At 62.7% G+C, this 26,980-nt stretch carries 28 protein-coding genes; 13 read left to right on the forward strand and 15 right to left on the reverse strand.

The features are described 5' to 3' along the window. Positions 1 to 53: 53 nt before the first annotated feature. The 4 genes from AC1RTB_RS04520 to AC1RTB_RS04535 form a co-directional block, all read right to left on the reverse strand. Positions 54 to 749: a helix-turn-helix domain-containing protein gene (locus AC1RTB_RS04520; RefSeq protein ID WP_492875128.1), complete on the reverse strand. Its 696-nt coding sequence runs from the start codon at positions 747 to 749 to the stop codon at positions 54 to 56. A gap of 151 nt (positions 750 to 900) precedes the next feature. After that, on the reverse strand, positions 901 to 1,824 hold the full coding sequence (locus AC1RTB_RS04525) for a sugar kinase (protein WP_492875130.1): 924 nt from the start codon (positions 1,822 to 1,824) through the stop codon (positions 901 to 903). 34 nt (positions 1,825 to 1,858) lie between these two features. After that, positions 1,859 to 2,683 carry an IclR family transcriptional regulator gene (locus tag AC1RTB_RS04530; RefSeq protein ID WP_492875132.1) on the reverse strand — a complete coding sequence of 275 codons (825 nt, stop codon included), beginning with the start codon at positions 2,681 to 2,683 and terminating at the stop codon, positions 1,859 to 1,861. 43 nt (positions 2,684 to 2,726) lie between these two features. Continuing rightward, positions 2,727 to 3,110 (reverse strand): RidA family protein, encoded by a 384-nt coding sequence (locus tag AC1RTB_RS04535; protein WP_492875133.1) that lies wholly within the window; start codon positions 3,108 to 3,110, stop codon positions 2,727 to 2,729. A gap of 195 nt (positions 3,111 to 3,305) precedes the next feature. On the opposite strand from AC1RTB_RS04535, the gene AC1RTB_RS04540 reads away from it, so the two are divergent. After that, entirely contained in the window at positions 3,306 to 4,364 is a 1,059-nt protein-coding gene (locus AC1RTB_RS04540) for a D-TA family PLP-dependent enzyme (RefSeq protein ID WP_492875135.1), read from the forward strand. Positions 4,365 to 4,371: 7 nt separating this feature from the next. Here the strand turns inward: AC1RTB_RS04540 and AC1RTB_RS04545 are convergent, their stop codons facing one another. Further along, complete coding sequence (locus AC1RTB_RS04545; RefSeq protein ID WP_492875137.1) at positions 4,372 to 4,821, reverse strand: universal stress protein; 450 nt, start codon at positions 4,819 to 4,821, stop codon at positions 4,372 to 4,374. A gap of 199 nt (positions 4,822 to 5,020) precedes the next feature. On the opposite strand from AC1RTB_RS04545, the gene AC1RTB_RS04550 reads away from it, so the two are divergent. Genes AC1RTB_RS04550 through tsaA form a run of 5 tightly spaced genes read left to right on the forward strand, consistent with a single transcriptional unit; the run spans position 5,021 to position 8,609 of the window. Beyond that, positions 5,021 to 6,073 (forward strand): iron ABC transporter substrate-binding protein, encoded by a 1,053-nt coding sequence (locus AC1RTB_RS04550; protein WP_492875139.1) that lies wholly within the window; start codon positions 5,021 to 5,023, stop codon positions 6,071 to 6,073. Positions 6,074 to 6,095: 22 nt separating this feature from the next. Further along, positions 6,096 to 7,127 carry a FecCD family ABC transporter permease gene (locus tag AC1RTB_RS04555; protein WP_492876314.1) on the forward strand — a complete coding sequence of 344 codons (1,032 nt, stop codon included), beginning with the start codon at positions 6,096 to 6,098 and terminating at the stop codon, positions 7,125 to 7,127. Further along, on the forward strand, positions 7,124 to 7,912 hold the full coding sequence (locus AC1RTB_RS04560) for an ABC transporter ATP-binding protein (RefSeq protein WP_492875141.1): 789 nt from the start codon (positions 7,124 to 7,126) through the stop codon (positions 7,910 to 7,912). The genes AC1RTB_RS04555 and AC1RTB_RS04560 overlap by 4 nt, the downstream gene beginning before the upstream one ends. Continuing rightward, positions 7,909 to 8,115: a TOBE domain-containing protein gene (locus tag AC1RTB_RS04565; RefSeq protein WP_492875143.1), complete on the forward strand. Its 207-nt coding sequence runs from the start codon at positions 7,909 to 7,911 to the stop codon at positions 8,113 to 8,115. The genes AC1RTB_RS04560 and AC1RTB_RS04565 overlap by 4 nt, the downstream gene beginning before the upstream one ends. Positions 8,116 to 8,117: 2 nt before the next feature. Further along, complete coding sequence (tsaA, locus tag AC1RTB_RS04570) at positions 8,118 to 8,609, forward strand: tRNA (N6-threonylcarbamoyladenosine(37)-N6)-methyltransferase TrmO (RefSeq protein ID WP_492875145.1); 492 nt, start codon at positions 8,118 to 8,120, stop codon at positions 8,607 to 8,609. Here tsaA and AC1RTB_RS04575 read toward each other — a convergent pair whose 3' ends face one another. Continuing rightward, complete coding sequence (locus AC1RTB_RS04575) at positions 8,610 to 9,524, reverse strand: ABC transporter substrate-binding protein (protein WP_492875147.1); 915 nt, start codon at positions 9,522 to 9,524, stop codon at positions 8,610 to 8,612. A gap of 154 nt (positions 9,525 to 9,678) precedes the next feature. On the opposite strand from AC1RTB_RS04575, the gene AC1RTB_RS04580 reads away from it, so the two are divergent. The 3 genes from AC1RTB_RS04580 to AC1RTB_RS04590 are packed head-to-tail and all read left to right on the forward strand — an operon-like array spanning position 9,679 to position 11,804. Then, positions 9,679 to 10,482, forward strand: coding sequence for a substrate-binding periplasmic protein (locus AC1RTB_RS04580; protein WP_492875149.1), 804 nt, complete (start codon positions 9,679 to 9,681; stop codon positions 10,480 to 10,482). Between the two features lie 27 nt (positions 10,483 to 10,509). Further along, positions 10,510 to 11,154 (forward strand): ABC transporter permease subunit, encoded by a 645-nt coding sequence (locus tag AC1RTB_RS04585; RefSeq protein WP_492875151.1) that lies wholly within the window; start codon positions 10,510 to 10,512, stop codon positions 11,152 to 11,154. After that, the gene (locus AC1RTB_RS04590) at positions 11,151 to 11,804 is read left to right on the forward strand and encodes an amino acid ABC transporter permease (RefSeq protein WP_492875153.1); all 654 of its coding nucleotides are present in this window, start codon (positions 11,151 to 11,153) and stop codon (positions 11,802 to 11,804) included. The genes AC1RTB_RS04585 and AC1RTB_RS04590 overlap by 4 nt, the downstream gene beginning before the upstream one ends. 1 nt (position 11,805) lies before the next feature. Here AC1RTB_RS04590 and AC1RTB_RS04595 read toward each other — a convergent pair whose 3' ends face one another. Together AC1RTB_RS04595 and galE are read right to left on the reverse strand one after the other, a co-directional pair. Next, positions 11,806 to 13,056, reverse strand: a complete 1,251-nt coding sequence (locus AC1RTB_RS04595; protein WP_492875155.1) for a D-amino acid dehydrogenase — start codon at positions 13,054 to 13,056, stop codon at positions 11,806 to 11,808. A gap of 131 nt (positions 13,057 to 13,187) precedes the next feature. Further along, a complete protein-coding gene (gene galE / locus AC1RTB_RS04600) occupies positions 13,188 to 14,183 on the reverse strand; it encodes a UDP-glucose 4-epimerase GalE (RefSeq protein WP_492875157.1) in 996 nt (331 codons plus the stop codon). 249 nt (positions 14,184 to 14,432) lie between these two features. Here galE and hemA point away from each other — a divergent pair, with 249 nt between their 5' ends. Continuing rightward, positions 14,433 to 15,710: a 5-aminolevulinate synthase gene (gene hemA / locus AC1RTB_RS04605; protein WP_492875159.1), complete on the forward strand. Its 1,278-nt coding sequence runs from the start codon at positions 14,433 to 14,435 to the stop codon at positions 15,708 to 15,710. A gap of 235 nt (positions 15,711 to 15,945) precedes the next feature. On the opposite strand, the gene AC1RTB_RS04610 is transcribed toward hemA, so the two are convergent. Both AC1RTB_RS04610 and mscL read right to left on the reverse strand, forming a co-directional pair. Next, a complete protein-coding gene (locus AC1RTB_RS04610; RefSeq protein WP_492875161.1) occupies positions 15,946 to 17,112 on the reverse strand; it encodes a pyridoxal phosphate-dependent aminotransferase in 1,167 nt (388 codons plus the stop codon). A gap of 123 nt (positions 17,113 to 17,235) precedes the next feature. Further along, positions 17,236 to 17,658, reverse strand: a complete 423-nt coding sequence (gene mscL / locus AC1RTB_RS04615; RefSeq protein WP_492875163.1) for a large conductance mechanosensitive channel protein MscL — start codon at positions 17,656 to 17,658, stop codon at positions 17,236 to 17,238. Between the two features lie 236 nt (positions 17,659 to 17,894). Here mscL and AC1RTB_RS04620 point away from each other — a divergent pair, with 236 nt between their 5' ends. Continuing rightward, entirely contained in the window at positions 17,895 to 21,389 is a 3,495-nt protein-coding gene (locus AC1RTB_RS04620) for a PAS domain-containing hybrid sensor histidine kinase/response regulator (protein ID WP_492875165.1), read from the forward strand. 8 nt (positions 21,390 to 21,397) lie between these two features. On the opposite strand, the gene AC1RTB_RS04625 is transcribed toward AC1RTB_RS04620, so the two are convergent. Then, the gene (locus AC1RTB_RS04625; RefSeq protein WP_492875167.1) at positions 21,398 to 22,054 is read right to left on the reverse strand and encodes a response regulator transcription factor; all 657 of its coding nucleotides are present in this window, start codon (positions 22,052 to 22,054) and stop codon (positions 21,398 to 21,400) included. A 154-nt stretch (positions 22,055 to 22,208) separates the two neighbouring features. Then, positions 22,209 to 22,646 (reverse strand): hypothetical protein, encoded by a 438-nt coding sequence (locus AC1RTB_RS04630; RefSeq protein ID WP_492875169.1) that lies wholly within the window; start codon positions 22,644 to 22,646, stop codon positions 22,209 to 22,211. A 113-nt stretch (positions 22,647 to 22,759) separates the two neighbouring features. On the opposite strand from AC1RTB_RS04630, the gene AC1RTB_RS04635 reads away from it, so the two are divergent. Continuing rightward, entirely contained in the window at positions 22,760 to 23,107 is a 348-nt protein-coding gene (locus tag AC1RTB_RS04635; protein WP_492875171.1) for a DUF952 domain-containing protein, read from the forward strand. Then, the gene (locus AC1RTB_RS04640) at positions 23,104 to 24,180 is read left to right on the forward strand and encodes a quinone-dependent dihydroorotate dehydrogenase (RefSeq protein WP_492875173.1); all 1,077 of its coding nucleotides are present in this window, start codon (positions 23,104 to 23,106) and stop codon (positions 24,178 to 24,180) included. The genes AC1RTB_RS04635 and AC1RTB_RS04640 overlap by 4 nt, the downstream gene beginning before the upstream one ends. On the opposite strand, the gene AC1RTB_RS04645 is transcribed toward AC1RTB_RS04640, so the two are convergent. The 3 genes from AC1RTB_RS04645 to AC1RTB_RS04655 all read right to left on the reverse strand — a co-directional run bounded on the left by AC1RTB_RS04645 (position 24,156) and on the right by AC1RTB_RS04655 (position 26,729). Beyond that, positions 24,156 to 25,514 carry an MATE family efflux transporter gene (locus AC1RTB_RS04645; RefSeq protein WP_492875175.1) on the reverse strand — a complete coding sequence of 453 codons (1,359 nt, stop codon included), beginning with the start codon at positions 25,512 to 25,514 and terminating at the stop codon, positions 24,156 to 24,158. The genes AC1RTB_RS04640 and AC1RTB_RS04645 overlap by 25 nt on opposite strands. 128 nt (positions 25,515 to 25,642) lie before the next feature. Then, positions 25,643 to 25,906 carry a DUF6460 domain-containing protein gene (locus AC1RTB_RS04650; protein WP_492875177.1) on the reverse strand — a complete coding sequence of 88 codons (264 nt, stop codon included), beginning with the start codon at positions 25,904 to 25,906 and terminating at the stop codon, positions 25,643 to 25,645. A gap of 55 nt (positions 25,907 to 25,961) precedes the next feature. Continuing rightward, complete coding sequence (locus AC1RTB_RS04655) at positions 25,962 to 26,729, reverse strand: glycosyltransferase family 25 protein (protein WP_492875179.1); 768 nt, start codon at positions 26,727 to 26,729, stop codon at positions 25,962 to 25,964. Positions 26,730 to 26,980: the final 251 nt, after the last annotated feature.

Genomic DNA, 26,980 nt, shown 5'->3' on the forward strand with positions numbered 1-26,980 from the left:
AATACCGACACCAGGAATAGACGCCATGCTCAGGGGCGATCAAGGCTGGAGGCTTATTCGCCGCTGCTGCCCTGCGGGTAGGAAATGATCGAGAGATAGCGGATCGGCAATGTCGTCAGTTCTTCCGGCCCATGCGGGGCGTCGGCGTCGAAGAACAGGCTGTCGCCCGGGGTCATCCGGTAGAGGTTGCTGCCATGGCGGTAAACGACCTCGCCCTCCAGCATGTAGAGGAACTCCATACCTTCGTGCTGGAACGTCGGGAAGACGTCCGAATCTCCCGACAGCGTGATCAAATAGGGCTCGACCACGACACCGGCAGTGTTGGAGCCGATATGTCCGAGGAGATTGTACTGGTGGCCGGCGCGGGTGCCGCGGCGCTCGACGTCGACGCCCTCATTCGCCTTGATGAAGACCGCGTTGCGCTCCTCTTCGAAGCGGCGGAAAAAAGCGGTCAGCGGCACGCCAAGCGCGCGCGACAGCGACTGCAGCGTGGTCAAGGACGGCGAGGTGATGCCGTTTTCGATCTTGGACAGCATGCCGAGCGAAATGTTGGTCATCGCCGCAAGGTCGGCGACGGTGATGCCGAGTTTCTTGCGGAAGGCACGGACCTCATGGCCGAGCGCCACTTCCAGCACCTTTTCGGGCGTGTCGCGCACCGCATGCGGGTCCTGAAGCAGCGGCACCGGGCGCGCCTTTGCCGCGACAGCGGCGGTTACCTTCTTGCCGTCGGCATCAGCGACGGCTGACAAGCGGTCTTCCTTCACCCTAGTGATCCCCTGTCACGGCATTTCGAGAATATTATTTCACTATAGGTAAAGTTATTTTACAAGAAATCAAGGGCCTCCGATCAAAGCGGAAGCAAATTGCACAAAGCGTCGGCAAGTCCGGGCGCAGCGCGGCTCAGTCGCGGGCCAATGCCCGCAGCTCGGCAGGCGGCAGCAAGGCGCCGTGATGGCCAATGACGGTCGCAGCGATACGCGCGGCAAATTCGGCGGCGCCGACATGATCGCCGGCTTCCATGTACCTTGCCAGGAAGGCGCCGTTGAAACTGTCGCCGGCGCCGGTGGTATCGACCACCTTTTTGGCCGCGACCGAAGCCACGAAAGTCTCACTGCCGCCGAAGCTAAGCGTGATGCCCTCGGCACCGTTTTTGACGACAAGCCTGTCAACGCCGAGACCGCGATAGCGCGCGATGGTCGCATCAATCGAAACATCGCCGAAATACGTCGCCTCGTCCTCAAAACTCGGCATGACGATGGCAGCCGCGGCGGCACCGGCAGTGATCGTGCGCCGCATGGTCTCAGCGTCATCCCAAAGTCTGGGGCGGATATTGGGGTCAAAGGCCACCAGCTTGCCAGCAGCCCTGGCGCGGTCGAGTTCGACAAGAAGGGTTTCGACCGCCTCGGGCGCAAGGATCGCCAGCGTGATGCCGGAAAAGAAGACCACGTCCGACGCATCGATGGCCGCGCGCAGGGCATCGCTGTCATCGGCCAGCAGCCGGGCTGCGGAGGCCGAACGCCAGTAGGAGAAGCTGCGCTCGCCATCCTTGAGATGGATCATGTAGAGGCCAGGGCTGCGTCGCGGCACGCGGCGGACGAAGCCTGTTCCGATTCCCGTGCCTTCGACGAAGGCCAGCATTTCATCGGAAATCGTGTCGGTGCCGACCGCGGTGAAATAGTCGACGGCAAAGGCCGCCGGCAGGAAGGCCCTGACATAATAGGCCGTGTTGAAGCTGTCGCCGGCAAAACCCTGCCGGAGCAGGCCACCTTCGGCCTGCCTGAGCTCGACCATGCATTCGCCGATTGAAAGTACTCGTCCCGCCATGCTGTACGGCCAATCCATAAATGATGTGTTGAGGTCAGGCGGTCATCGCCGGACGGCCGCGCATGGGGCCGCCATATCCGCCGGCGACGTGGCCAAGGCGGCTCGACAGGTCAGCGGCGGCATCGAGCAGCGTCTTGAGATAGCTGGCGTGGTTCTTCAGCCCGTCCTCGCGCGGCGCGACCAGGCACAGCGTCGCCACGCAGATGCGGTCGGCCTGATAGACCGGCACGGCAAAGCAGTGGGTGAAGCTCTCGACCGTGCTGTTGAAGGTGAAGTAGCCGACCCGTGCCGCCTCGCGAACCTCGGCGATGAACGCCGCAGGATCAAGCCAGTCGCCATTCGGCAAGCGAAAATCGTCCTTGGGGATGAAGTCGAGGATCTCTTCGTCGCTCATATGCGCGACAAGCAGGCGGCCGGACGCTGTCCACGGGATCGCCACCGGGTCGCCGACATTGGAGGAGATGCGGAATTGGCGCAGCCCCTCTTTCATCTGGGCGACGGTGTATTTGTTGCCTTCGAGCACGCACATCTGTGCCGTCTCGCGCGTCTCCTCGGCAATGTGGGTGAGCAGTTTGTCGCATTCGCGCATCAGGTCGAATTGCTCGGCATAGGCCATGCCCAGAAAGTAGAGCTTGCGGCCGAGGAACACACGGCCGTCGTCGCCGCGATACTCCAGAACGCCTTGCCGCATCAACAGGTTGACCAGCTCGTAGACCGAGGAGCGCGGCGCGCCGATGCCTTGGGCGATCTCGTTGGGGCGCAGCGGCTGACGCTTCAGGCGCAGATAATTCAATATCTCGAAGGCACGATCGAGACCGCGCGCGCGCCTGTTGATGATGTCGTCAGCTACGTCGTCCATGCGCCGCCTCCCCGGCGAATTGCCGAAGTGAAATCTTGTGTCGTTACGGCGCCTTGTAGGCGACGCAATCGATTTCGACCTTGCAATCGACCATCATGCTCGACTGTACGCAAGCGCGGGCCGGCGGATGATCGCCGAAATACTCGGCATAAACACCGTTGAACGACCAGAAGTCTCTGGGGTCGTCGAGCCAGACGCCGACGCGCACGATATGCTCCAGCCCATAGCCTGCCTCTGTCAGGATGGCGATCAGGTTTTCCATCGTCTTGCGGGTTTCGGCAATGATGCCGCCGCCGACGATCTCGCCATTTTCCATGGCAACCTGCCCCGACACATAGAGCCAACCATTGGCTTCGACCGCGCGAGCGAAAGGCAATGCCTGCTTGCCCGCGCCGGTCTGGCCGGTGCCGTAGCGCTTGATCGTCATGCTCATTCTCCAAATACCGCGTCATGCACGCGCCAGAACCTCATCGAACCCACCTAGGAAGAGTTCGTCTATGTCCATTATTGTGGACAAATGTCCTGAATAATGGATTGACGTAGCAAAAAGCACACGCCATTGTTTGTCAAGCGCTTCGGAGGCAAGGTCGGCCGACGTTTCGAGTTGGAGGCAGAGCAAGGCATGTTCGACAAAATCCAGACGCCCGCCGTGCTGGTGGACATCGACCTGGCCAAGCGCAACATCGAGCGCTTCCAGGCTTATGCCGACAGCCACGGACTCAAGGTCCGGCCACACATCAAGACGCACAAGCTTCCTGAAATCGCCGAGATGCAGCTTGCGGCCGGTGCTGTCGGCATCACCTGCCAAAAGATTTCTGAAGCGGCGGCAATGGTCGCGGGCAGCGACCGCATCACCGACGTGCTGATCACTTACAACATCCTTGGCGAAGACAAGCTCGCCGGGCTGCTGGAGCTATCGCGCAAGGTGCGGCTTGCCGTCGTCGCCGACAATGCGACTGTGATCGACGGGCTGTCGGCGAAGTTCTCGGCCTCGGGCGCCACGCTCAATGTCTTTGTCGAATGCAACACCGGCGCCGACCGCTGCGGTGTCGGCTCGCCCGAAGCGGCAGCCGAACTCGCCGCCCGGATCGCCGCGGCTCCCGGCCTGCATTTCGCCGGGCTGATGACCTATCCGCCGGTTGGCGGTGCGGCCAAGGTGCAAGCCTTCATGACTGAGGCAAAGGCGCTGATCGAAGCGAAAGGCATTGCTGTGCCTGTGGTCACATCAGGCGGCACACCCGATCTGATGTCGGCGCATCTGGCGCCCGTCGCGACAGAATACCGGCCCGGCACCTATGTCTACAACGACCGCTCGCTGGTGGCGCGTGGTGTGGCCAGTTGGGACGATTGCGCGCTGACAGTGCTTGCCACCGTGGTTTCGGTGCCAGCGCCCAACCGCGCCATCATCGACGCCGGCAGCAAGACGCTGACCTCCGACCTGCTCGGCCTCAAAGGCCATGGCCATGTGCTTGGCCGCCCCGACATATCCATCGACCAGCTATCGGAGGAGCACGGCAGGCTCAGGACCGACGGCGACATCAATCTGAGCGTCGGCCAGCGGCTGCGCATCGTGCCCAACCATGCCTGCGTGGTGACCAACATGGTCGACGGCGTCTATGCCTATGCCAAAGATCGCGCGCCCGAACTGTGGCCGGTTCCAGCGCGCGGCAAGATCGTCTGACCGAAAGCTAGCGAACCACCAGCACCGGCACCTGGCTGTTGGTCAAAACCTCGACGGTCTGGCTGCCGAGAATAAGCCGGCCAAGCCCGCGCCGGCCATGCGAGGCCATGACGATCAGGTCGCACTCGCGATCCTTGGCGATCTGGTTGATCGCCTCGGCCGCCCACATCTCCTCGACATGCACGACTTCGGCGTTGACGCCGAGCTTGTCGGCCTGAGCCTTGGCCGCGTTCAGCACTTTTGCGCCATATTGCTCGCCCGCCCTCTGGTAGGAAACAATGTCTTCGGCGGTGGCGACGGGGCCGTACATGCCGGCCGAAGCAAAGATCGGCGCCGGTTCGGTGACGCTCATGACTGTCACCTTGCTGCCAAGGCCCTTGGCCAGGTTCAAGCCATGGTCGAGGCCCTTCTGCGCCAGTTCCGAGCCGTCGGTGGCGATGAGAATATGTGCGTACATGATGCGGTCTCCATGCTCTGTGCAGATTCTGGCTTCAGCCTCGCCCGGCTGCCATGCCCGGTCAAGGCAAAGCCACCCCAAATCGGATGGGACAGCACGCCGAAAATCGCTTGACCGTTATATCCGCACAAACATAACAATGCGCCACGCTATATTCGCATGGATATAGCCGCCACTCATCACACCCGGACCAGCGCTCATGAACCGTCGCAATATCTTGCTCTCGCTCGCATCAGTGGCCGCGGCCATCAACGGCTTCACCGCTTTGGCGATTGCCGAAGAGCGCATCTTCACCGACGCGGCCGGCCGCAAGGTGGCGCTACCGGAGAAGATCACCCGCGTCATGGCCGCCGGACCGCCCGCTTCGGTGCTGCTCTATTCAGTGGCGCCCGAAAAGCTTGTCGGCTGGGTGCGCGAGTTCAAGGACGACGAAAAGGAATTCATCGCCGAACCCTACCGCGCATTGCCGGTGCATGGCCGCCTGACCGGCAAGGGCAACACCGCCAATCTCGAAGCCGTGCTTGCCATGAAGCCCGACATCATCCTCGACGTCGGCACTGTCGATGCGACCTATGCCTCGCTCGCCGACCGCGTGCAGGAACAGACCGGCATCCCCTACATCCTGATCAACGGCACCTTCGCCAATGCGCCGAAGTCGCTGCGCGATGTCGGCGAATTGCTCGGCGAAAAGGAACAGGCCGAAGCGCTGGCAAGCTACACCGAAGCGGCGATGAAGCGCCTCGACAAGGTCGTGTCCGACATCCCCGCCGACCAGCGCCCGCGCGTCTATTACGGCCGTGGCCCCGACGGGCTCGAAACCGGCCTCGCCGGTTCGATCAACATGGAAGTGCTCTCGGCCGTCGGCGCCACCAATGTCGCCGAAGCCGCAGGCAAGGGCGGGCTCGCCAATGTCTCGCTCGAACAGATCCTGTCGTGGAACCCCGACGTCATCCTGACGCTCAGCCCGAAATTCCAGAAGGCCGTGCTTTCAGACCCGTCATGGGCCGGCATCAAGGCGGTCAAGGACGCGCGCGTCTTCCGCGCGCCAGCCCTGCCCTTCGGCTGGTTCGACGCCCCTCCCGGCATCAACCGCGCCATCGGCGTCGCCTGGCTGACTTCGGCACTTTATCCCGGCAAGTCTGAAGTCGACCTCAAGGCCGAGACACGCAGCTTCTACAAATTGTTCTACCATATCGACCTGACCGACGAGCAGCTCGGAAAACTCCTTGCCGACGCCGGCCCGAAGTCCTGAGCTTGTGGCCCGAGACGGCGTGGTGCCGGAGCCTGAAAATCCCCGGCGCAGTCGCCTGCAGTCGCTTGGCGTTCTTGCCCTTCTTCTTGCGCTGATCGTGTTCGCCGCCATCGTCACCGGAAAATATCCGGTGGCGCCGGGCGACATCTGGGCCGTCGTCGTCTCGAAGATCGCCGGCAGCCAGAGCGGCGTTGCCACGACCATTGAAACGGTGGTCTGGAATGTACGGCTGCCGCGTGTCGGCGCCGGCCTGGTGATCGGCGCTGCCCTTGCCGCCGCCGGCACTGTCTATCAGGGCCTGTTCCGCAATCCGCTGGTGTCACCCGACATCCTTGGCGTCTCCGCCGGCGCCAGCCTCGGCGCGGTCACAGGCATATTCCTGTCGATGTCGGTGCTCGCAATCCAGGGGCTCGCCTTCTTGGGCGGGCTGGCAGCCGTCGCTGTTGTCTATGTCATCGGCTCGGCGGTGCGCGAACGCGACCCGATCCTGGTGCTGGTGCTGGCTGGTGTCGCAATCGGCGCCCTGCTCGGCGCCTGTGTGTCGCTGCTCAAGGTGCTCGCCGATCCCTACAACCAATTGCCGGCCATCACCTTCTGGCTGCTCGGCAGCCTCGCTTCCATCACCCGAGGCGACCTCGTCTCCATCATGCCGGCGGTGGCGCTCGCCCTTGTGCCGATGGTGCTGTTGCGCTGGCGCATGAACCTGATGACGCTCGACGACGAGGAGGCGCGTGCGCTTGGGGTCGAGACGCGCTGGATCCGTGTCGTTGTCGTTGCCGCAGCCACCCTGATGACCGCAGCAGCCGTATCGATTTCGGGCATCGTCGGCTGGATCGGCCTTCTGGTGCCGCATGTCGCCAGAATGTTCGTCGGCCCCGAATTTTCCCGGCTGTTGCCAACGTCAATGCTTATCGGCGCCGGCTATATGGTCGGCGTCGACGCACTCGCCCGCAGCATGGCCGAGATCGAGATCCCCTTGGGCATCCTCACAGCTGCGATAGGCGCACCGTTCTTCCTCTATCTGCTTCTGACGACCCGGCGAGGCTGGCAATGATGCTTCAGGCAACCGAACTCGCATTCGGCTATGGCCGCGTGAAAATCGGCCATGGCGTCACGCTTTCGGTCGATCGTGGCGAAGTGCTGTGCCTGCTTGGCCCCAATGGCTGCGGCAAGACCACCTTGTTCAAGACCCTGCTCGGCCTGCTGCCGCGCCAGGGCGGCAGCCTTGAACTTGATGGCAAGGACATATCGACCTTCTCGCGCGCCCAGTTCGCCCGCCACATTGCCTATGTGCCACAGGCCACCGGCGCTTACTTCCCGTTCTCGGTGTTCGACGTCGTGCTGATGGGGCGCGCCAGCCGCATCGACACCTTTGCCTCGCCCACCATGGCCGACCGTGCGAAAACACAGGAAGCGCTCGCAACCTTGGGCATCGGACACCTCGCGGCCCGCCCCTTCACCGACATCAGTGGCGGCGAAAAGCAGATGACGCTGATCGCCCGCGCGCTCGCCCAGGAGCCCGAGCTGATCGTCATGGATGAACCCACCGCCAGCCTCGACTTCGGCAACCAGGCGCGCGTGCTCGCCCGCATCAGTGACTTCGCCACATCAGGCATGGCGGTGGTCATTTCCACCCACGATCCCAGCCACGCCTTCGCCTGCGCCACCCGCGTTGCGCTGATGCGGTCGGGCGCACTCGTCACCGTTGGAAAACCCGCCGACGTGCTAACATCGGAAACATTGCAGGCTCTCTATGGCGTCGGGGTCGCAGTTGCCTATCTCGAACAGGCCGGACGCCATGTCTGCACCCCAACCCTGACCGAAAGGAACGCATCATGAAGCTCAGCGCCCGCAACCAGATCAAGGGAAAGATCGTCGAAGTGACCAAGGGAGCAACGACTTCGCATGTCCGCATCGACATCGGCGGCGCCGTCGTCACCGCCTCCATCACCAATGCGGCAGTCGACGAGCTCAAGCTTGCGGTCGGCAAGGAAGCCTATGCGGTGATCAAGGCCTCCGACGTCATGGTGGCGGTGGACTGAGCATGGTTCGGGAAAACGAGATCCGCGACGGCGAAACCGCCGTCGCGCAACCCACCGAATTCGACGCCGGGCTGGTGTTCATCGGCCGCATCCACACGCCCTGGAACTCGCGGCTGATGACGCCGCGCCAGGGCCGCGCCGACGGTCCGATCTGCCGCATCGAGATTTTCGAGCCGTGGCAGGCCGCGCTTGACGGTGTCGAAAAGTTCGAACGCCTCGAAGTGCTCTACTGGCTGCACATGTCCAGGCGCGATCTGGTGCGCCAGAGCCCGGCCAATGACGGGACATCGCGCGGCACTTTTGCGTTGCGCTCGCCTGTGAGGCCCAATCCGATCGGCACCTCGATCGTCGAACTTGTCGGTGTCGAAGGCAATATGCTGAGCGTTCGCGGCATGGACTGCCTCGACGGCACGCCCTTGCTCGACCTCAAGCCCGACCGCACGCTGTTCAAGCCGATCGCCCCGCCACAGCCGGGCGATTTCGAGACCGGCTGATCAATTCCTGCAGATTTCGGCGGGCAAGCCTTCGGAACTGCGTTTGGCCTCCGCGCCGACGGAGAAGGTGGCGCATTCCAGCGTGTCGGCCATCTTGGCGCCGTTGAGGTCGAACTCCATCGGCCCCGCGCCATTTGGGAAAACCTGGCGTTCAAGAATCCAGGTCAGCTGGCTGCGAACGATTTCAGGGTCCATGTCAGGCGAGCGCCTGATCACCGCGTCGACGCCAAGCTGCGGATCGGCAAGGCAATCGCGCCAAGCCTGGCGGGTGATCGCCTGCAGCTTGCCCGCCAAGGCAGTGTCCGTCTCCAGCACCGAGTTGAGCGCCACGAGCGCGCCTGAATAGGTGTCGAGCCCGTTGTCGGCGAAGTAGAGGAATTCGAGGGCGCTGGTGTCATGGCCGCGCATCTGCATGGCGAACTTCAACGTCGCGTCGAAGCAGGTCGCAGCGAGCACCGAGCGAGAGGCCACCATCCGGTCGCGCTCCTCCGGCTGGACGCCGAGATAGGTGTAGCTGTCAGGCGCATAGCCGTTGCGCTTGAGCAGCAACGGCAAGAGCCGAGCCGAGGTGTCGCCGTTCGGTCCGCACAAGGTGCTCCCGGGGACGTCCGCAAGGGTAAGACGCTTGCCGTCGGACACATATCCGAGGCAGCAGGGCGTGTGTTCATAGATCGGCACGAGGCACGAAATGTCGGTCTCGCCAGTGCGCAACGCCCGCTCGAACACCGAGGATACATCTCCGAATCCGATTTCTGCCTCACCGGCCGCCAAGGCGCGTGTCACCAGCGACGAACTGAAGCCCTCGACGAAGAGGCATGACAGGCCGTGATCGTTGAAATAGCCAACGTCGGCGGCGTGCAAGAATGGTGAATTCTGTCCTTGAAACAGATAGTTAAGCTTGAAACGCAGTTCCATTTCACAAAACCTCGAACTTTCGAAACGGCCGTTCTTGAGAAACAGATACTCCAGAAACTATTGTATCCAAAGCGGCTGCCGTCCTTGGTGGCTTTAGCAATTTGCGATATAACCCGAACATTCTGTTTTCAAGCTACCCATCCAAGGAGTGATCATGGGATTTGCGCGGACAGCACTGCTGGCCCTCATCGCGGTTTTCGGCGTGAGCGCGGCAAGTGCGCAGGACTACAAGGCAGGCCTCGTCAATGCCGATACGCTCACAGTCGGCACCTCGGGCTCGGCCCCGCCATTCAGCATGACCAACGCCACGGGCGAGCTTGAAGGCTTCGACATCGATGTAATCAACCTGATCGCAAAATCGCTCGGCGTCACTGCCAAGTTCGAGAAGCTCGACTTCGCCGGCCTGCTGCCGGGCCTGACCGCCGGACGCTTCGATGCCATCGCATCGGGCGTGAGCCGCACGCCGGAACGACTGGCGTCCAAGGACTTCTTCCTGCTGTCGCCCTACATCGTCAACGGAGTCGCCGTGACGCGCCGCGAGGCCGATACGGGTATCGCAGGCTGGAAGGATGTCTGCGGCAAGGTCATGGGCGCTGTGCGCGGCGGCTCGTTCCAGAAGGTCGCCAAGGAGAAGCTGCCAGCCGGCTGCGTCACCGAAAGCCGTGAATACCCCGGTTCGACCGAGCTGTTCCTCGACCTCGAGAACCGCCGCATCGACTTCGCCGCGCACGACTTCCTCGGACCGAAATATCTCGCCAAGTCGGGCAAGCTCTCAGGCGTCGTCACGCTCGACGACCTGCTCTCCACCGTGACCCAGAGCGTCGCCGTCAACAACAAGAACAAGCCGCTGGCCGACGCCATCGACGCCCTGTTCGAGACATGGCGCAAGGACGGCACGCTGCAGGGCCTCGCCGACAAGTGGTTCGGCGCGTCGATCGACTGGTCGAAGGCGCAGTAACAAGCGTAGCCGGAGGGGCGGCCGGAGATGGAAATTGCAATTGCCTGGCTGCCGCGGCTGTTGACCGCGACGGTTCTCACCATTGCGCTGTCGGCGGTGATCTTCACCTTGTCAGCGCTGTTTGGCCTTCTGCTTTCGCTCGTCCATTACGGCCGCGAGAAATCGCTGCCGCGCAAAGGCATCGAGGCGTTCAGCGCCTTCTTCCGCTCGGTGCCGGAACTGGTTGTCCTGTTCCTGTTCTTCTTCGGCGGGCCGCAGATCGGTTTCGATTTCGGCCCGATCGGCTCGACAATCATCGCGTTTACGCTGGTCGGAATCGCCTTCGACTACCAGGTATTCAAGGGCGCGCTGGCAACGATCCCCTTCGGCCAGTATGAGGCCGGCAAGGCGCTTGGCCTGCCGACATCTGCGGTGTTCCTGCGTATCCTCATCCCGCAGATTCTGCCGCTGGCGCGCAAGGGCTGGATCACCTACGCCATCGGCACGGTCAAACGCATGTCGATCGCCTCGGCGGTTTCGGTCAGCGAAATCCTCTATGTCACCAAGCAGGGCATCGCTGCCACCAACGCGCCCTTCACCTTCCTGACGCTGGCCGTCGGGCTCTACATCCTGATCGTGACACCGCTGCTTATGTTCAACGAGCGCAAGCCCAAGCAGGCAGTCGCGCGATGAGCATCCTGCTCGACCCCACCTACCAGCGCATGCTGCTCAACGGGCTTGGCATGACGCTGCTGATTTCGGTGATCGTCATTGCCGTGTCGAACCTTCTGGCGCTGCCGCTCGCCATCTACATGCAGCGGCCCAATGGCGCCTTCCGGCGGCTGATCATCGGCTACAGCTTCTTTGCCCGCGCAGCGCCGGTGCTGGCACTGCTGTTTGGGCTCTATTACGGCCTGCCCCGGCTCGGCATCTATCTCGAGCCGGTTCCCTCGGCGCTGATCGGCCTGATCTTCGCTTCGACCGCCTATAATCTCGAATTCCTGCGCTCAGGCTTCGAAAGCGTGCCCCAAGGCCAGCTCGATGCAGCAAAGGCACTCGGGCTGAAGCCCTTCGCCATCTATTGGAAGGTGATGATCCCGCAGGCCTACCGGCTGGCAGCGCCTTCGCTGTTTTCCAACGCCATCCAGATGGTCAAGGGCAGTTCGCTTGCCAGCCTCGTCGCCATCGATGAGCTGACCGCCGCTTCGACCACGATCATAGCCGACACCTACAAGGCGATCGAAGTGCTGCTGGTCGTGTCGGTTTTTTATCTGCTGATCGCAGCCGTCATCATCGGCATGCAATATCTCTATGAATCCCGCCAGCGCCTGGGCCGGCACTGAATCAGCCCCTGTAGACCAGGCCCTGCGGATCAATCTCGGGCTTGCGCCCGGCGATCAGGTCGGCAAGGAACTTGCCGGAGCCGCAGGCCATGGTCCAGCCGACATGGCCATGGCCCGTGTCGAGGTAAAGGTTCTTGAAGCGGGCCCGGCCCATGACCGGCACCGAGCCAGGCATCATCGGCCTCAGGCCTGCCCAGAGCTCGGCCTTGGCGGGATCGAAGGCGCCGGGGAACAGCTCCTTGCCGGCCTTGAACAGTCGGGCGAAATCCTGCGGCTTGTGGCTGCGGTCGAAGCCGGCGAATTCAGCGGTCGAGGCCAGCCGCAACCGGTCGCCGAGGCGCGAATAGGCGATCAGATTGTCCTCATCGGCGCCGCCCATCGTTGGCCCCCTTTCGGGATCGTCCAGCGGCACGGTCGCCGTATAGCCCTTGACCGGATAGACGGGCAGGTCGATGCCGTGGCGCCGGCCGAGCAGACCGCTTTCCGGTCCCATGGCGATGACAACGGCTTCCGCTGCGACAATGCCAGATGAGGTCTTCACGCCGCTGACGCGGTCGCCGTCGACGACAAGGTCTTCGACAGTGGTGTCGAACATGAACTTCACACCGAGACGCTCGGTGGCGTAGGCGGCCAGGCTTTCGACGAACATGCGGGAATCGCCGGTCTGGTCGATCGGCGAATAGACACCGCCAGCAATGCCGTCTTTGGCCGCCGCAAGGCCAGGCTCCAGTTCGACCATGCGGTTGCGGTCGACGATCTCTATCGGCAGTCCGTGTTCGGCCAGAAAGCGGTAGTTCTCGCTGCCTTCGTCGAGGCTCTTTTGTGAACGGAAGAAATAGAGGATGCCTTTGCGGCGCTCGTCATAGGCAAGGCCGGTTTCGGCCGAAATCTCGTTGATGCACTGGCGCGCGTATAGCGCGAGCCTGAGCTTGACCTCGCTGTTGGCGCGCAGCCGTGCTGTCGTGCACTGAAACAGGAAACGCAGGCTCCAGGCATAGAAATAGGGATCGAGCCGCAGCCTGACCTTGATGCCGAGGTCGGGTGTGTAGAGCGAGCGGATGAAGGTCTTGAGCGCTGCCGGCGAAGCCCAGGCGGTAGCGTCGCCCGGCGAGACCAGGCCGGCATTGGAATAGCTGGTGCCGCGTGCCGCCGCCGGATGGCGCTCGAGAACAGTGACCTCATGGCCGTCGCGGGCCAGATAATAGGCTGCCGCCGTTCCGACCACGCCTGCGCCGAGAACCAGGATCTTCATTTCGTACCCAAGTTGATATCGGGCTCTGACCGGGAACCCACGACCGCCGGGAATTTTGCCTCCACGCCGCACCACTAGCCTTTGCGGCGCGGCATTTCGAGAGATGCCGGCAGGAATCGGCTGAGCCAGCCTCAGCCAGCGACGGAATTCTTGCGGCTGAGCAGTTTTTCCCAATTAAGCGCGTCGCCCACGATGGCGTCGAGATCGTCGTGCTTGGGCGCCCAGCCGAGTTCGCCGCGCGCGAGGTCCGCATTGGCAACGACGGAGGCCGCGTCGCCGGCCCGGCGGGGGCCCATCTCGACAGTGAAATCGCCACCATGCACGCGCCGCACGCTGTCGATGACTTGGAGCACCGAATAGCCGTGGCCATAGCCGCAATTGGCGACGAGATTGCCGCCGCCGGCGCGCAGGCGAGCGAGCGCCAGCCGGTGTGCTGCGGCAAGGTCCGAGACGTGGATATAATCGCGCACGCAGGTACCGTCAGGCGTAGCATAATCGTCGCCGTAAACCTGCATCGAGGCGCGCTTGCCGAGCGCGGTCTCCGAAGCGACCTTGATCAGATGGGTGGCGCCTTTGGTTGACTGGCCGGTGCGTCCCTTAGGATCAGCACCTGCGACGTTGAAATAGCGCAGCGCGGTGTAGCGTAGCGGGTGGGCGACGGCCGCATCGCGCAGCATCCATTCGCTCATCAGCTTGGACAGGCCGTAAGGCGATTCCGGCGCCAGGCGCGCGTCCTCCACCACCGGCTCCATGCCGGCGGCGCCATAGACGGCTGCGGTCGACGAAAAGATGAAATGCTTCACGCCACCGCGCACCGCCGTCTCGATCAGGCTGCGGGTCTTGCAGGTGTTGTTTTCGTAATAGCCGAGCGGATCGGCGACCGATTCCGGCACGACGATCGAGCCAGCGAAATGGATGATGGCGTCGACGCCATGCTCGCGGATCAGCTTGCCCACGAGTTCCTGGTCGGCGACATCGCCCCTGACAAGGGTCGCCTCGGGCGCCACCGCCCAGTCGAAACCGGTCGAAAGGCGGTCGAGCACGACGACTTGCTCCCCGGCATCGAGCAGCTCCCAGACCATATGGCTGCCGATATAGCCCGCCCCGCCCGTCACCAATACCGCCATCTAAAAACTCCGTATCAGACTTCGCTTGGCCCTGTGTAGCGCGACAATACTGGCGAATGCGAGACAGGACTTTCGCTGCCCGATCACGTTGACCATTCGGTCGCAGCGGAGTTTGATCCACATCAAGGGACGTTTTGGTGTTCCATGGTCGTTTGGCATGTCGAGGGCGTGGCATTTTGACCAAAAACGGTCGATGGACGCCGAACCGGCCGTTGATTATGCTCGCGGTTGAAAAATTGGGACGTCCACATGAATTACCAGCGGTTTTTCGAAGAAGCGATCGACCAAATCCACGCCGAGCGCCGTTATCGCGTGTTCGCCGATCTGGAGCGCATCGTCGGCAAGTTCCCGCGCGCGATCTGGCGTTCCAATGGCCGGGCACAAGAAATCACCGTGTGGTGCTCGAACGACTATCTCGGCATGGGCCAGCACCCCGATGTGGTGGCGGCGATGCAGAAAGCCGCCGGCAATATGGGCACCGGCGCTGGCGGCACGCGCAACATCTCCGGCAACAACCATCCGCTGGTCGATCTCGAGCATGAGCTCGCCGATCTCCACGGCAAGGAAGCGGGTCTCGTCTTCACGTCGGGCTTCGTCTCCAACGAAGCCGCGATCTCGACAATCGCCAAGCTTCTGCCGAACTGCCTGGTTCTGTCCGACGAACTCAACCATGCCTCGATGATCGAGGGCGTGCGCCGCTCCGGTGCTGAAAAGAAGATCTTCCGTCACAACGACGTCGCCCATCTCGAAAGCCTGCTGCAGGCTGCGGGCCGCGAGCGCGCCAAGCTGATCGTGTTCGAGAGCGTCTATTCGATGGACGGCGACATCGCACCGATCGCCGAGATTGCCGACCTTGCCGAGAAGTACAATGCCATGACCTATATCGACGAGGTCCACGCGGTCGGCATGTACGGCCCGCGAGGCGGCGGCATCACCGAGCGCGAGGGCCTTGCCCATCGCATCGACATCATCGAGGGCACGCTCGCCAAGGCATTCGGCACGCTCGGCGGCTACATCACCGGCACCCGTTCAGTGGTCGACGCCGTGCGCTCCTACGCACCGGGCTTCATCTTCACCACCGCCCTGCCCCCGGCGATTGCCGCCGCAACCACCGCATCGATCCGCCATCTCAAGAACTCGCAAGTCGAGCGTGACGCCCAGCAGCGTCAGGCGACGCAGGCCAAGCAGATGCTCGCCGACGCCGGCTTGCCGGTCATGGAGTCGCCAACGCATATCGTGCCGATTCTGGTCGGCGATCCCGAGCTGTGCAAGATGGCCAGCGACCGCCTTCTCGGCGTCCACGGCATCTACATCCAGCCGATCAACTACCCGACAGTGCCGCGCGGCACCGAGCGCCTGCGCATCACGCCAACGCCGTTCCATACGGACGCGTTGATCGCAGAGCTCAAGGAAGCGCTGGTCGAGACCTGGAACGCACTCGGCATTCCGTATCGCACCGAGGGCCACACCGAGATTGCCAAGAGCGAGCGCATCGTTTCCTTGCTGGTGCCGCAATCGGGCGGCTGAGCGGCAAGCCCTGTGGTGCGTCCTTCGAGGCTCGCCCACAGGCACTAGCATCAAGATTTTAGCTGTCGCGCGGGCTCGCACCTCAAGGATGAGGACCGTTGGCGCCAACCGTCCTCATCCTTGAGGTGCGAGCCCGCTAAGGCATTGTAAAGATAGAGTAAAAGTCGGCGGGCGAGCCTCGAAGGACGAACTTCGTGGCGATCCTTCGCCGCCGCTTCGTCAGCGACCTATCCGCCTACCGCGCGTTGATCCATTTCGCCAGCCGATGCGAGGCTTCCTCGATCTGGTCGAGGCGGCGGTGGAAGCACAAGCGCAGAAAGCCCTCGCCACCGGCACAAAAAGCCGTGCCGGGTGCGACGCCAACGGCCGCCTTGTCGACGATGTCGAAGGCCGCCGCCTCGGCATCCTTCATGCCGTCGACTGAAAAGAACAGGTAGAAGGCGCCCGGCGGTACGCTGAAGCGAACCTTGCCGGTGTCGCCCAGAACCTTGCAGACGATGTCGCGTGCTTGCTGGGCACGCTCGACCTGCGAGACGATGAAGTCGTCGCCATCGTCGAGTGCCGCGATCGCGCCGCGCTGCATGAACTGCGCCACACCAGATGTCGAATACTGAACCAGGTTTTCGAAGGTCCGGCTGAGCGAAGGATGCACGCGCAGCCAGCCGACACGCCAGCCGGTCATCGCCCAGTTCTTGGAGAAGGTGTTGACGAACAGGATCTTGTCTTCCGGATCCATGATGTCCATGAACGACGCCGCGCGGTGCCCGCCGAAATGAAACAGCGCATAGATCTCGTCGGCGATGATCCAGAGGTTGTTCTTGCGCGCCAGGTCGAGGATGGCCCGCAGGGTCTCGCGGTCGGCGGTCCAGCCGGTCGGGTTGGACGGCGTGTTGACGAAGATCGCCTTGGTGCGCGGGGTAATGGCTGCCGCGATCTTTTCGACATCGCAGCTCCAGCCATTGTCGGTCATGTCGAGCAGCACCGGCACCGGCTTGACGCCGGCCACTCCCGCAGCACCTGCAAAGTTCGGCCAGGCGGGCGCGAGATATAGCGCCTCGTCGCCGGCGCCCACCGCCACCTGCAGCGCCATGGTGATCGCCTGCATGCCCCCGATGGTGACGATGAATTCGTCCTCGGAAAAGTCCATGCCGAAATGGCGCTTGTGGTAGCGGGCGAGCGCCTGGCGCAAGTCCGGGATGCCGGCCTGCCAGGTGTAGAAGGTTTCGCCATTGGCGAGCCCACGCGCGGCGGCCGAGCTGATGAAGTCAGGTGTCGGCATGTCGCCTTCGCCGGACCACAGCGGAATGAGCCCGGCGCGGTCGCGCCCGTAATTTGCCACCGCCTCGATGCCGCTGACGGGCGCGAGACGGGCCTCAGTGCGAACCATGTCGATAAGGCTCATGATCATCCCAGGTTGAGTGTTTGTCTTGGAAACAAGTCGTAGCCCGACCGCTGAAACGAAAGAACCCCCGGCGGTCCAGCCAGCCGGGGGTTTTTCAGCATGCCAGAGCGAGATAACGGCAGATTATTTCTTGGCGAGAAGGTCGCGAATTTCGGTCAGGAGCGCGACATCGGCGGGCGGAGGCGCTGCCGGGCCGGCTGCCTTTTCCTTTTCCAACCGTTTGCGCATGGAGTTCACACCCTTGACCATCAGGAAGATGATCCAGGCCAATATCATGAAGTTGATGACCACGGTGAAGAAGTTGCCGTAGGCGAAGACCGCGCCCTGCTTCTTGGCTTCCACAAGGTTCGTCGCTGTGACCGAAGATGACAGCGGCAGGAAGTAGTTGGAGAAATCGAAGCCGCCGAAGACAGCGCCGACGATCGGCATGATGATATCCGCCACCAGCGACGAAACGATCAGGCCGAAGGCGCCGCCGATGATCACGCCGACGGCAAGATCCATCACATTGCCCTTGGCAATGAATTCCTGGAATTCCTTAATCATAGAACCCTCCTTGTCGTGGTCTGCGAGACGGCGAATCGAGACACACTGCCTGCCGCCAATTGCTGCCACAATAGCAAAAACTGCCAGTTGCAAAACCCGCCAATATCGACGCCGACAATGGCCACGTCCTGCGGCGACCCCGCTGCATGTAGGAGACAAGGATAATAGACTTGCCCGCCAAGCTGTGATTGCCTCACCTTGGAGGCAAGGGGCCTTCAAGGGAGCGAGAATTAGCAGTGCAAGGCCTGGCCGTCGTCTTCATCGCCATTGCCTATGTCACGCTGTTGTTCGCCATCGCGAGCATCGGCGACCGCAGGGCCGCGACCTCAGGGCCCGGCCGGCCGCGTCCGTTCATCTATGCGCTCAGCCTTGCCATTTACTGCACGTCCTGGACCTTCTTCGGCTCGGTCGGGCTCGCCTCCGAGCGCGGGCTCGAATTCCTCGCCATCTATGTCGGCCCGGTGCTGGTCTTCATGTTCGGCTTCCCGCTGCTCAGCCGTGTCATCAAGCTGGCCAAGGCCGAAAAGATCACCTCGATCGCCGACTTTTTGGGCGCGCGCTACGGCAAGAGTTTCGCCGTCGGCTCCATCGCAACGCTGATCGCCACCGTCGGTGCCATCCCCTATATCGCGCTCCAGCTCAAGGCGATCTCGGGTTCGGTCAGCCTGATGGTTGAGCATTACACCGGTTTCCCGCCCTCCTTCGACCCATTCGTCAGCGACATCTCGCTGGTCGTGGCATTGCTTCTGGCGCTGTTTGCCACACTGTTCGGCACTCGCCATGCCGACGCCACCGAGCATCAGAACGGGCTGGTGCTGGCCGTCGCCGTCGAGTCGATCGTCAAGCTGGTCGCTTTCCTCGCGGTCGGCCTGTTCGTCACCTTCTCCCTGTTCGACGGTCCCGGCGACATGCTCAGGAGCTTCGCTGCCACCGAGCAGGTCGGCGACGCCATGGGCTACAGCACCTCGCTTGGCACCTGGCTGGTGGTGACCATCATCAGCGGCTTCGCCATCATCATGCTGCCGCGCCAGTTCTACGTCATGATCGTCGAAAACCGCAGCGAAAGCGAATTGCGCACCGCGACATGGGTATTCCCGGCCTATCTGGTGGCGATCAACCTGTTCGTCTTGCCGATCGCCTTCGCCGGTCTGTCCACCGTCGGCACCGCAACGACCAGCGACCTCTATGTGCTGTCGCTGCCGCTGCTCAAGGGTCACGACCTGCTCGCCATGGTCGCCTTCATCGGTGGTCTGTCGGCGGCCACGGCGATGGTGATCGTGGCGAGCGTGGCGCTATCGATCATGATCTCCAACGACCTCGTCATCCCGATCTTCGTGCGGCGCATGATCAAGATCAAATCCGGCGACACCGAAGACTGGTCGGCGATCATCCTCAACATCCGCCGCGCCTCGATCTTCATCATCCTGTTCGTCGCCTTCCTCTATTATCGCGAGAGCACCAACAACACGCGCCTTGCCTCCATCGGCCTGATGTCGTTTGCGGCCATCGCGCAGTTCGCGCCGGCCTTCATCGGCGGGCTGATCTGGCGCCGCGCCAATGCCAGGGGTGCAGCCCTTGGCATGGCGGCCGGCATCGCCGTGTGGTGCTACACGCTGATGCTGCCGACGCTTGCCGCGCCTGACACCTCGATCATCACCGACGGGCTTTTCGGCATCGAGGCGCTCAGGCCCCAGGCGTTGTTCGGTACGATCGCCGAGCCGCTCAATCATGGCGTATTGTGGAGCCTGGCGATCAACGCGCTGTTTTTTGTCTTCGGCTCGCTGTCACGCGCCTCGGTGCCGCTCGAGCGCATCCAGGCGTCGATCTTCGTGCCGCGCGATTCAAGCCCGATGCCTTCGCTGCGCCGCTTCCGCACCACCACCACCGTCAACGATCTCAAGGACACCATCTCTCGCTATCTCGGCGTCGAACGCACCGAACGCTCGTTCCAGACCTTCCAGAGCGAGAGCGGCAGCAAGCTCAACGGCAACGACCCCGCTGGCATGGATGTGATCCGTTTTTCCGAGCAGCTGATGGCAAGCGCTGTCGGCTCGTCTTCGGCGCGGCTGATCTTGTCTTTGCTGTTCAAACGCGGCGACAACGCCTCAAAAGACACGTTCCGCCTGCTCGACGACGCCACCGAAGCCTTGCAGCACAACCGCGACCTGCTTCAGATCGCGCTCGACCAGATGGAGCAGGGCATCACCGTCTTCGACCAGGATTTCCGCCTGATCTGCTGGAACCGCCAATACCGTTCGCTGTTCGACCTGCCCGACGAGATGGGACAGGTCGGCGTTTCGATCGACCGCATCCTCGGTTACCTCGTGACGCGCGGGGACATCTCGCAGACCTCGCGGCTGACCACGCTCAACCGCTTGACCAATTTCGGCGGCGCCTGGCAGATCGAGTTGCAAACCAGCGGCAGGATCATCGAGATGAGCTCCAACCCGATGCCCGATGGCGGCATCGTTGCGACCTACACCGACATCTCCGCGCGCGTCGCCGCCGATCTCGCCCTCAAGCGGGCCAACGAGTCTCTGGAGCAGCGCGTCAAGAGCCGCACCGCCGAACTGACCCGCGTCAACGAGGAACTGGCCCAGGCACAGATGCTCGCCGAAGAGGCCAATCTCGGCAAGACGCGCTTCCTCGCCGCCGCCGGCCACGACATCCTGCAGCCGCTCAACGCCGCTCGCCTCTATTGCTCCTCGCTGATCGAAAAGGCCGGCAAGGGCAATGCCGGCCTCGCCGCCCGCAACATCGAATCCTCGCTGGAATCGGTCGAGACCATCCTGGGCGCCGTGCTCGACATTTCCCGGCTCGACGCCGGTGCGATGAAGCCGGCCGAAACCGTTTTCCGCCTCGACGGACTGCTGCGCCAGATCGGCACCGACTTCCTGCCCATGGCGCGTGCCAAGGACCTCGAACTGGTGATCGTGCCGTCGACTTCGATCGTCAACACCGACCGCAACCTGTTGCGCCGGCTGATCCAGAATCTGGTTTCCAACGCCATCAAATACACCCGCGACGGCCGCATCGTCGTCGGTGTCAGGCGCCGTGGCGAACTCGTCGAAATCCAGGTGATCGACACCGGAATCGGTATCGCCGCCGACAAGCTCGGCACCGTGTTCCAGGAGTTCACCCGCCTTGATGACGGTGCGCGCGAGGCGCAAGGACTGGGGCTCGGCCTGTCGATCGTCGACCGCATCGCGCGCGTGCTCAAGCTCGAAATCCAGATCGAATCGCACAAGGGCCAGGGCACGCGCTTTTCGGTGATCCTGCCCGTCACAACCGCCGAGGAACTGCCCGCCACGACAAGCGCGCGGCCCCGCATCCAGGCCGCGGCCGCGCTCAGCGGGCTGACTGTCGTGTGCATCGACAACGACCCTCGCATCCTCGAAGGCATGCGGCTTCTGCTTGAAGGCTGGGGCTGCGTGGTCAGAACCTATTCCGGCTCGGAGGCCTTCGAGGCCGACCAGGCGAGCGGGCCGGCGCCTGAGATCATCCTCGCCGACTATCATCTCGACGGCGAAAACGGCCTCGACGTCATCCGCACCCTGCGCGGCGCATATGGCGAAGCGATACCGGCGGTGTTGATCACCGCCGACCGCTCCAACGAGGTGCGCGCCGCCGCCGACCAGATCGACGTCGCCGTGCTCAACAAGCCGCTGAAGCCGGCCGTGCTGCGATCGATGATGAACAGGATGCGGCGCATGGCACACGCCGCGGAATAGGCTGCGCGCTACGCCGCCGGGCGCGGATCGTTGCCGATCTTGGACAAAAGGATGACCGCCTGGGTGCGGCTGTCGACGCCGAGCTTTTGCAGGATCGCCGAGACATGCGCCTTGATGGTCGCTTCCGACACGCCAAGCTCATAGGCGATCTGCTTGTTGAGCAGCCCTTCCGCCAGCATGCCGAGCACACGCGTCTGCTGCGGCGTCAGCGATTGCAAACGCTTGATCAGGTCGGAGATTTCCGGGTCGCGCTCGACACCGAGGTCGATGTCGCCAGGTGCTGATATTTCGCCCGACAGCACGGCTTCGATGGCGTTGCGTATGGCGTCCATACTCGCCGATTTCGAGATGAAGCCCGAAGCACCGAGCTCGAGCGCCCGGCGAATGGTTACGGGATCGTCATGGGCCGAAACGATGACCACGGGCACCGTCGCATGGATGCCGCGCAGCGAGATCAGCCCCGAAAGCCCTGAGGCGCCAGGCATCGAAAGGTCGAGCAGGACGATGTCGATATCCTCATTGGCGGCAACGATCGCCTTGACGCTCTCGAAGTCACCGGCTTCCAGCACGCTCGACACGTCGGCAAGGCCGGCGATGGCTTGTTTGAGTGCTCCGCGAAAAAGCGGATGGTCGTCCGCGATGACGAACTTGTGGCCTGCTGGCAAATATCCCTCCCGGGGTCCCGACCGTTCTGTGCGCCTTGGACCGTCGGGCGCGATTATGCGACCCGGTGCCGGCTTTTCAAGCAGTTAAAGTCAAAAGGATCACCAAAGCAGCGTTTCATGCTGAATTTTCGGGCGCAAGCACTCAGGACGATGCTCAAGTCTTGTTCGGCGCCGGCTCGGGCTGCGGCGCCTTGTCTTCCTTTTCCATGTCCTTGACGATGCCCATGAAGCTGCGGAAAAAGCGGTCCATGTAGCCCATGGACTTCTGGAATTCTTCTTCGGTCGGCAGCTTCGATTCCATCCGGGCGGTCAGCGAATTCTCAAGCTTTACCACGCGCTCTTCAATCGTCTTGATATTGCCTTGCAGGCGGCCGATCTCATCTTGGAGTGCCGAGCGTTCGTCGGCGGCAAGCTTGCACACCAGCTGATTGTCGCGCTCCTCGCAGATCGACATCTCGCCGGTCTGGGTGTCCATGCGGACATATCCCTTGTCGGTCTTTTCCATCTGGAAGCGCTGCCCCTCGGCGGCAGATGCCGAACCGGCGCTGAACCCGGCGAGCAGCGGAACAAACATCAAAAAGGCACGGCGCATGACTGTCTCCATTTGCGGACGGTGCGAATTGTCGCGCCCCAATAGGCCCAAATTGCGGTGGGGCAAGCCAAGCTGCCCTTTCCCGCACCATGCTTTCAGCCTATAGCGCGCATATGACGAAGACCATCTACAAGATCTGCCCCGAACCAATGTGGCGTGAAGCCGAGCGGGCCGGGATTTTCCAAGGCGCGCCCATCGATCTCGCCGATGGCTTCATCCATTTCTCGACCGCCGAACAGGTTGTGGAGACGGCGGCAAAACATTTCGCTGGCCAGGACAATCTGCTGCTTGTCGCCATCGACGCCGACAGGCTCGGGCCGGCGCTGAAGTACGAAGTGTCGCGCGGTGGTGCTTTGTTTCCGCATCTTTACGCGCCGCTCGAAACGAGTGCCGCCAAATGGGTTCGTGCCTTGCCGCTCAAGGCCGATGGCGCCCACGACTTCCCGGAGCTTGAGGCATGAGCGCGTTCGAGCGACTTGGCCGGCACCTGCTGTTCAGCTTCGATGCCGAGACCGCGCACGGCATGTCGATCAAGGCCCTGCGCTGCGGCCTGCCGGTGGGTGGCCGTGCCCCGCGCGATGCCCGTTTGCGGTTGAAGATCGCCGGTCTCGATGTCCCCAATCCGCTGGGCATGGCGGCCGGCTACGACAAGAACGGCGACGTACCGGACGCGCTGCTCGGCCTTGGTTTCGGTTTTGCCGAAATCGGCACGGTGACGCCGCTGCCGCAGGCCGGCAATCCCAAGCCGCGCATCTTCCGCCTCGTCGAAGACGACGCCGTCATCAACCGGCTCGGCTTCAACAATGAAGGCCATGATGCCTGCGAAAAGCGTCTCATCGCCCGCGCGGGACGGCCCGGCATCGTCGGCGTCAACATCGGCGCCAACAAGGACAGCACCAACCGCATCGGCGACTATATCAGCGGCGTGAAACGCTTCGCCCGCCATGCGTCTTATCTCACCGTCAACATCTCCTCGCCCAATACGCCGAGCCTGCGCAACATGCAGGCGCGCGAACAGCTCGCTGAACTGCTGGCAAGTGTGATCGTCGCCCGTGCCGAGGCCGGGCATCCGGTTCCCATTTTCCTCAAGATCGCGCCCGATCTGCACGAAGCCGAACTCGAAGACATTGCCGCCGAAGTCACCGAAAAGGGCATCGACGGCGTCATCGTCTCCAACACCACGATCGCCCGGCCGACGCTGCGCAGCCCGACCCACGCCGGCGAGACGGGAGGCCTGTCGGGCAAGCCGTTATTTGCACGTTCGACGGCTGTGCTTGCCCGCATGCGCAAGCTGCTCGGGCCGCAGCGCGCGATCATCGGTGTCGGCGGGGTGGATTCGACCGAGACCGCGCTCGAAAAAATCCGCGCCGGTGCCGATCTCGTGCAGCTCTACACCGGCATGGTCTATGCCGGCCCGTCGCTGCCGGCACGCATCGTGCGCGGGATGTCCGATTTCGCCGCGCGCAAAGGCCTCGCCAACATTTCCGAGCTGCGCGACAGCAAGCTCGATCAGTGGGCGGCGGCACCGCTCTGAAAGGTCGCGCGCGCTCGCGGCCGCAGGATCGCCAGCAGGCATAGCCCGCGCACGATCAACAATAGGTGCAATGCCGCCCAAAGGCCGTGATTGCCAAAGGCTGGCGTCAAGGTCAGCAAGGCGACGACGAACGCGCCCAGCGACAGCATCATCATGTTGCGCATGTCGCGCGACCAGGCAGCGCCGATGAACACGCCGTCCATCTGGAAGGCCAGCACGCCGCTGACCGCCGTGAACGCTGCCCAGGGCAGGAAGGCGATCGCCGCCGCGCGCACCTCTTCGGCGGTCGAGATCAAGGCGATCAGGTCGGCGCCGAACACCAAAAGCACGGTCGTCATGGTGCCGGCCAGCGCAAAGCCCCAGATCGAGCAGAGATAGACCGCCTTGCGGAAGGCCGGCTCGTAGCGCGCGCCAACGGCGCGGCCAGCAAGCTGTTCGGCAGCGGTGGCAAAACCGTCGAGGAAAAAGCCCGCGACCAGGAAGAAGTTCATCAGCACAGCATTGGCCGCAAGCGTCACCGTGCCGAACTGCGCGCCCTGGCGCGTGAACAAAGCAAAGGCTGCAAGCAGCGAAAACGAGCGGATCATGATGTCGCGGTTGAGCACGAACATGCGGCGGAAGGCTTGTGCGTCGAAGACTCGCGCCTGTGCCAGCCGAGGTCCGCGAGCAAAGCGCCTGACCAGCACCACCAGCCCGACAACCATGCCGGCGGCTTCGCCTGCGACCGCCGCCCAGGCAACGCCCTCGACGCCCCAGCCGAAATGCAGGCCAAGCAGGATCGACAGCACGATGTTGACGCCGTTGAGCGCCAGCTGAAGCATAAGGCCAAAGCCGCCCTCGCCGCGCCCCAGGACGTAGCCGAGGATGGCATAGTTCATCAGCGCGAAGGGAGCGCCCAGCATGCGGATGCGGACATAGGCGTCGAGTGTTTCGTTGACGCGCTGCTCCGCCGACATGAACCACTGGCCAGCCATGGACGTCAGCGGTGCCGTGAGCGCAAGCACGATGCCGACGATGATGGCGACGACGGCGGCGCGCCAGAACACCGCCTGCTCTTCAAGATCATCGCTGCGGCCGAAGGCCTGGGCAACGAGCGCGGTCGTGCCGGCGCGCAGGAAGTTGAAGCTGGTGAACACCACGTCGAAAGCGACAGCACCCGCCGCCAGTCCGCCCAGTAGTGCCGCGTCGCCGAATTGTCCGACGACGGCCGTGCCAACGAGACCGATCAGCGGCGTCGTGAGGTAGGCCAGCGTCATCGGCACCGCGATTGCCAGCACCGAACGATTGGTGACGGAAAAAGGCGCCGCGCGACCCTCGGATGATGCGATGTCCAACTAAGTCCCCTCCACTGCGGCCGAATCTCGTCCGCTGGGGCACATGCCTCGGTTTCCCCAACGCCCGCAACCCGCAGGCAGCACTTGCCCCAACGAAAGCTTGCTTTGGTCGGGAAATGCTCGACCCGCTATTTGCGGTAGCTGAACAGCCTGAGGATGATGAAGGCCGGGATGACGATCGCCGCACCCAGCAGGAAATAGCCCAGGAAGCGGTCGATGGCGCGGAAGCCCATGTTCCAGATATCGAGGAAGAAATTGCGGATGCCGTAGAGCACGTCGAAGGGCGACCAGCCGAAGGCGCTCATGACGATGCCGACGAGGAATGAGATGACCAGGAGCTTGATGAACACCCGAAGCGGGGTGTCCCCGAGAAAACGCACCAATCCGGACAAGTTCAGTCTCCTGCGATTCGACCGTTGATCGAATATCCTTATTGCAGATCCTGCTTCAAGATGCGGGGCTCTTTTCGCGCTGCAGCGACGCGGGCGTCAGAGCATAGGCGACGCGGCGGACATACTCGCTGGCACGATACACAAGCGTGCCGATGCGCCGATAAAATGGGAACTTCATTGCTTTGTAGCCAGCCTTCTGGACCAGGATCGTGCTGGCTGAGCGACTGAACTGCACGGCCGGCTTGTCAGTGGTGAAGACAGCTACGCCGTTCGCCCAGCCTCGCTCGATCTCGACATCGATGGGAACGACCATCGGGCGCAGTGTTTCCAGCAGTTGCTTCGCCGCCTCGCGCCTGACCGCATAGGCGGCCGAGCTCGCCAACGAGCCATGCAGGCAGCGGCCGAGCGCAAAATCCTTGTTCAAGGTCAGGTACTTGATGAAGCCACGTGTCCGATGATTGACCAGCTTGACTATGCCCCAGCCGCTAATTTGGGTAATTTCGTTGAGGACTACGGCAAAATCGCCGGTAAACTGCACGTCATCCTCCACGATGACCGCAAACTCGTCCGCACCGTTGGCAATGAGTTCCAGCGCTTTCAGGTGGCTAAGGTAGCAGCCTATTTCTCCGGCCAGGACCTTCTTGCCGCAAAAACGTTCAAAGCTCCGCAAGTCGATCACGCCTGCCTGCTCGGGTGTCAACGAATTGCCGTCGACAGAAGCAACTCGGATTAACTCTATGCCGAATTCGGTGGCGCTCTTGTGGATGGCTAGGAGCCGATCTTGAGAACGATCAAGATTGAGGACATATACTGGTACAGTCATAGTTTATAGTTCGCCACGTCCCATTTCCGGAAATTTCGGAAATCTTCTTACTCTTTAGCACGGTCTGATTTTGTATTTACATTATGTCAAACATGCCAGCATCGCAACCTTATTGCCCGGCAGGCCACCCAATGTGGTCGGCCTATGGCGAGATAGCACGGCTTTGTCTGCGGGTGCCTTTGGTTCCCAGCATCTCGGCCAGCATCGTTTGGTGAGATCGAAGCGTTTCCCGATTGCCGAGCCGGATCGCG

Source organism: Aminobacter sp. GW821-FHT11F06 (assembly GCF_058808215.1).

What these genes read in the sequence shown, in the direction of transcription:
- AC1RTB_RS04535 (WP_492875133.1), bottom strand. Translation starts at nt 3,110, where the DNA reads ATGACGATCAAGCGCTACGGCACCGGCCAGACCGGCGCGGGCAAGCAG.
- AC1RTB_RS04540 (WP_492875135.1), top strand. Translation starts at nt 3,306, where the DNA reads ATGTTCGACAAAATCCAGACGCCCGCCGTGCTGGTGGACATCGACCTG.
- tsaA (WP_492875145.1), top strand. Translation starts at nt 8,118, where the DNA reads ATGGTTCGGGAAAACGAGATCCGCGACGGCGAAACCGCCGTCGCGCAA.
- AC1RTB_RS04560 (WP_492875141.1), top strand. Translation starts at nt 7,124, where the DNA reads ATGATGCTTCAGGCAACCGAACTCGCATTCGGCTATGGCCGCGTGAAA.
- AC1RTB_RS04585 (WP_492875151.1), top strand. Translation starts at nt 10,510, where the DNA reads ATGGAAATTGCAATTGCCTGGCTGCCGCGGCTGTTGACCGCGACGGTT.
- AC1RTB_RS04595 (WP_492875155.1), bottom strand. Translation starts at nt 13,056, where the DNA reads ATGAAGATCCTGGTTCTCGGCGCAGGCGTGGTCGGAACGGCGGCAGCC.
- galE (WP_492875157.1), bottom strand. Translation starts at nt 14,183, where the DNA reads ATGGCGGTATTGGTGACGGGCGGGGCGGGCTATATCGGCAGCCATATG.
- AC1RTB_RS04530 (WP_492875132.1), bottom strand. Translation starts at nt 2,683, where the DNA reads ATGGACGACGTAGCTGACGACATCATCAACAGGCGCGCGCGCGGTCTC.
- mscL (WP_492875163.1), bottom strand. Translation starts at nt 17,658, where the DNA reads ATGATTAAGGAATTCCAGGAATTCATTGCCAAGGGCAATGTGATGGAT.
- AC1RTB_RS04590 (WP_492875153.1), top strand. Translation starts at nt 11,151, where the DNA reads ATGAGCATCCTGCTCGACCCCACCTACCAGCGCATGCTGCTCAACGGG.
- AC1RTB_RS04545 (WP_492875137.1), bottom strand. Translation starts at nt 4,821, where the DNA reads ATGTACGCACATATTCTCATCGCCACCGACGGCTCGGAACTGGCGCAG.
- AC1RTB_RS04550 (WP_492875139.1), top strand. Translation starts at nt 5,021, where the DNA reads ATGAACCGTCGCAATATCTTGCTCTCGCTCGCATCAGTGGCCGCGGCC.
- AC1RTB_RS04655 (WP_492875179.1), bottom strand. Translation starts at nt 26,729, where the DNA reads ATGACTGTACCAGTATATGTCCTCAATCTTGATCGTTCTCAAGATCGG.
- AC1RTB_RS04610 (WP_492875161.1), bottom strand. Translation starts at nt 17,112, where the DNA reads ATGAGCCTTATCGACATGGTTCGCACTGAGGCCCGTCTCGCGCCCGTC.
- AC1RTB_RS04640 (WP_492875173.1), top strand. Translation starts at nt 23,104, where the DNA reads ATGAGCGCGTTCGAGCGACTTGGCCGGCACCTGCTGTTCAGCTTCGAT.
- AC1RTB_RS04565 (WP_492875143.1), top strand. Translation starts at nt 7,909, where the DNA reads ATGAAGCTCAGCGCCCGCAACCAGATCAAGGGAAAGATCGTCGAAGTG.
- AC1RTB_RS04525 (WP_492875130.1), bottom strand. Translation starts at nt 1,824, where the DNA reads ATGGCGGGACGAGTACTTTCAATCGGCGAATGCATGGTCGAGCTCAGG.
- AC1RTB_RS04575 (WP_492875147.1), bottom strand. Translation starts at nt 9,524, where the DNA reads ATGGAACTGCGTTTCAAGCTTAACTATCTGTTTCAAGGACAGAATTCA.
- AC1RTB_RS04630 (WP_492875169.1), bottom strand. Translation starts at nt 22,646, where the DNA reads ATGCGCCGTGCCTTTTTGATGTTTGTTCCGCTGCTCGCCGGGTTCAGC.
- AC1RTB_RS04580 (WP_492875149.1), top strand. Translation starts at nt 9,679, where the DNA reads ATGGGATTTGCGCGGACAGCACTGCTGGCCCTCATCGCGGTTTTCGGC.
- AC1RTB_RS04635 (WP_492875171.1), top strand. Translation starts at nt 22,760, where the DNA reads ATGACGAAGACCATCTACAAGATCTGCCCCGAACCAATGTGGCGTGAA.
- hemA (WP_492875159.1), top strand. Translation starts at nt 14,433, where the DNA reads ATGAATTACCAGCGGTTTTTCGAAGAAGCGATCGACCAAATCCACGCC.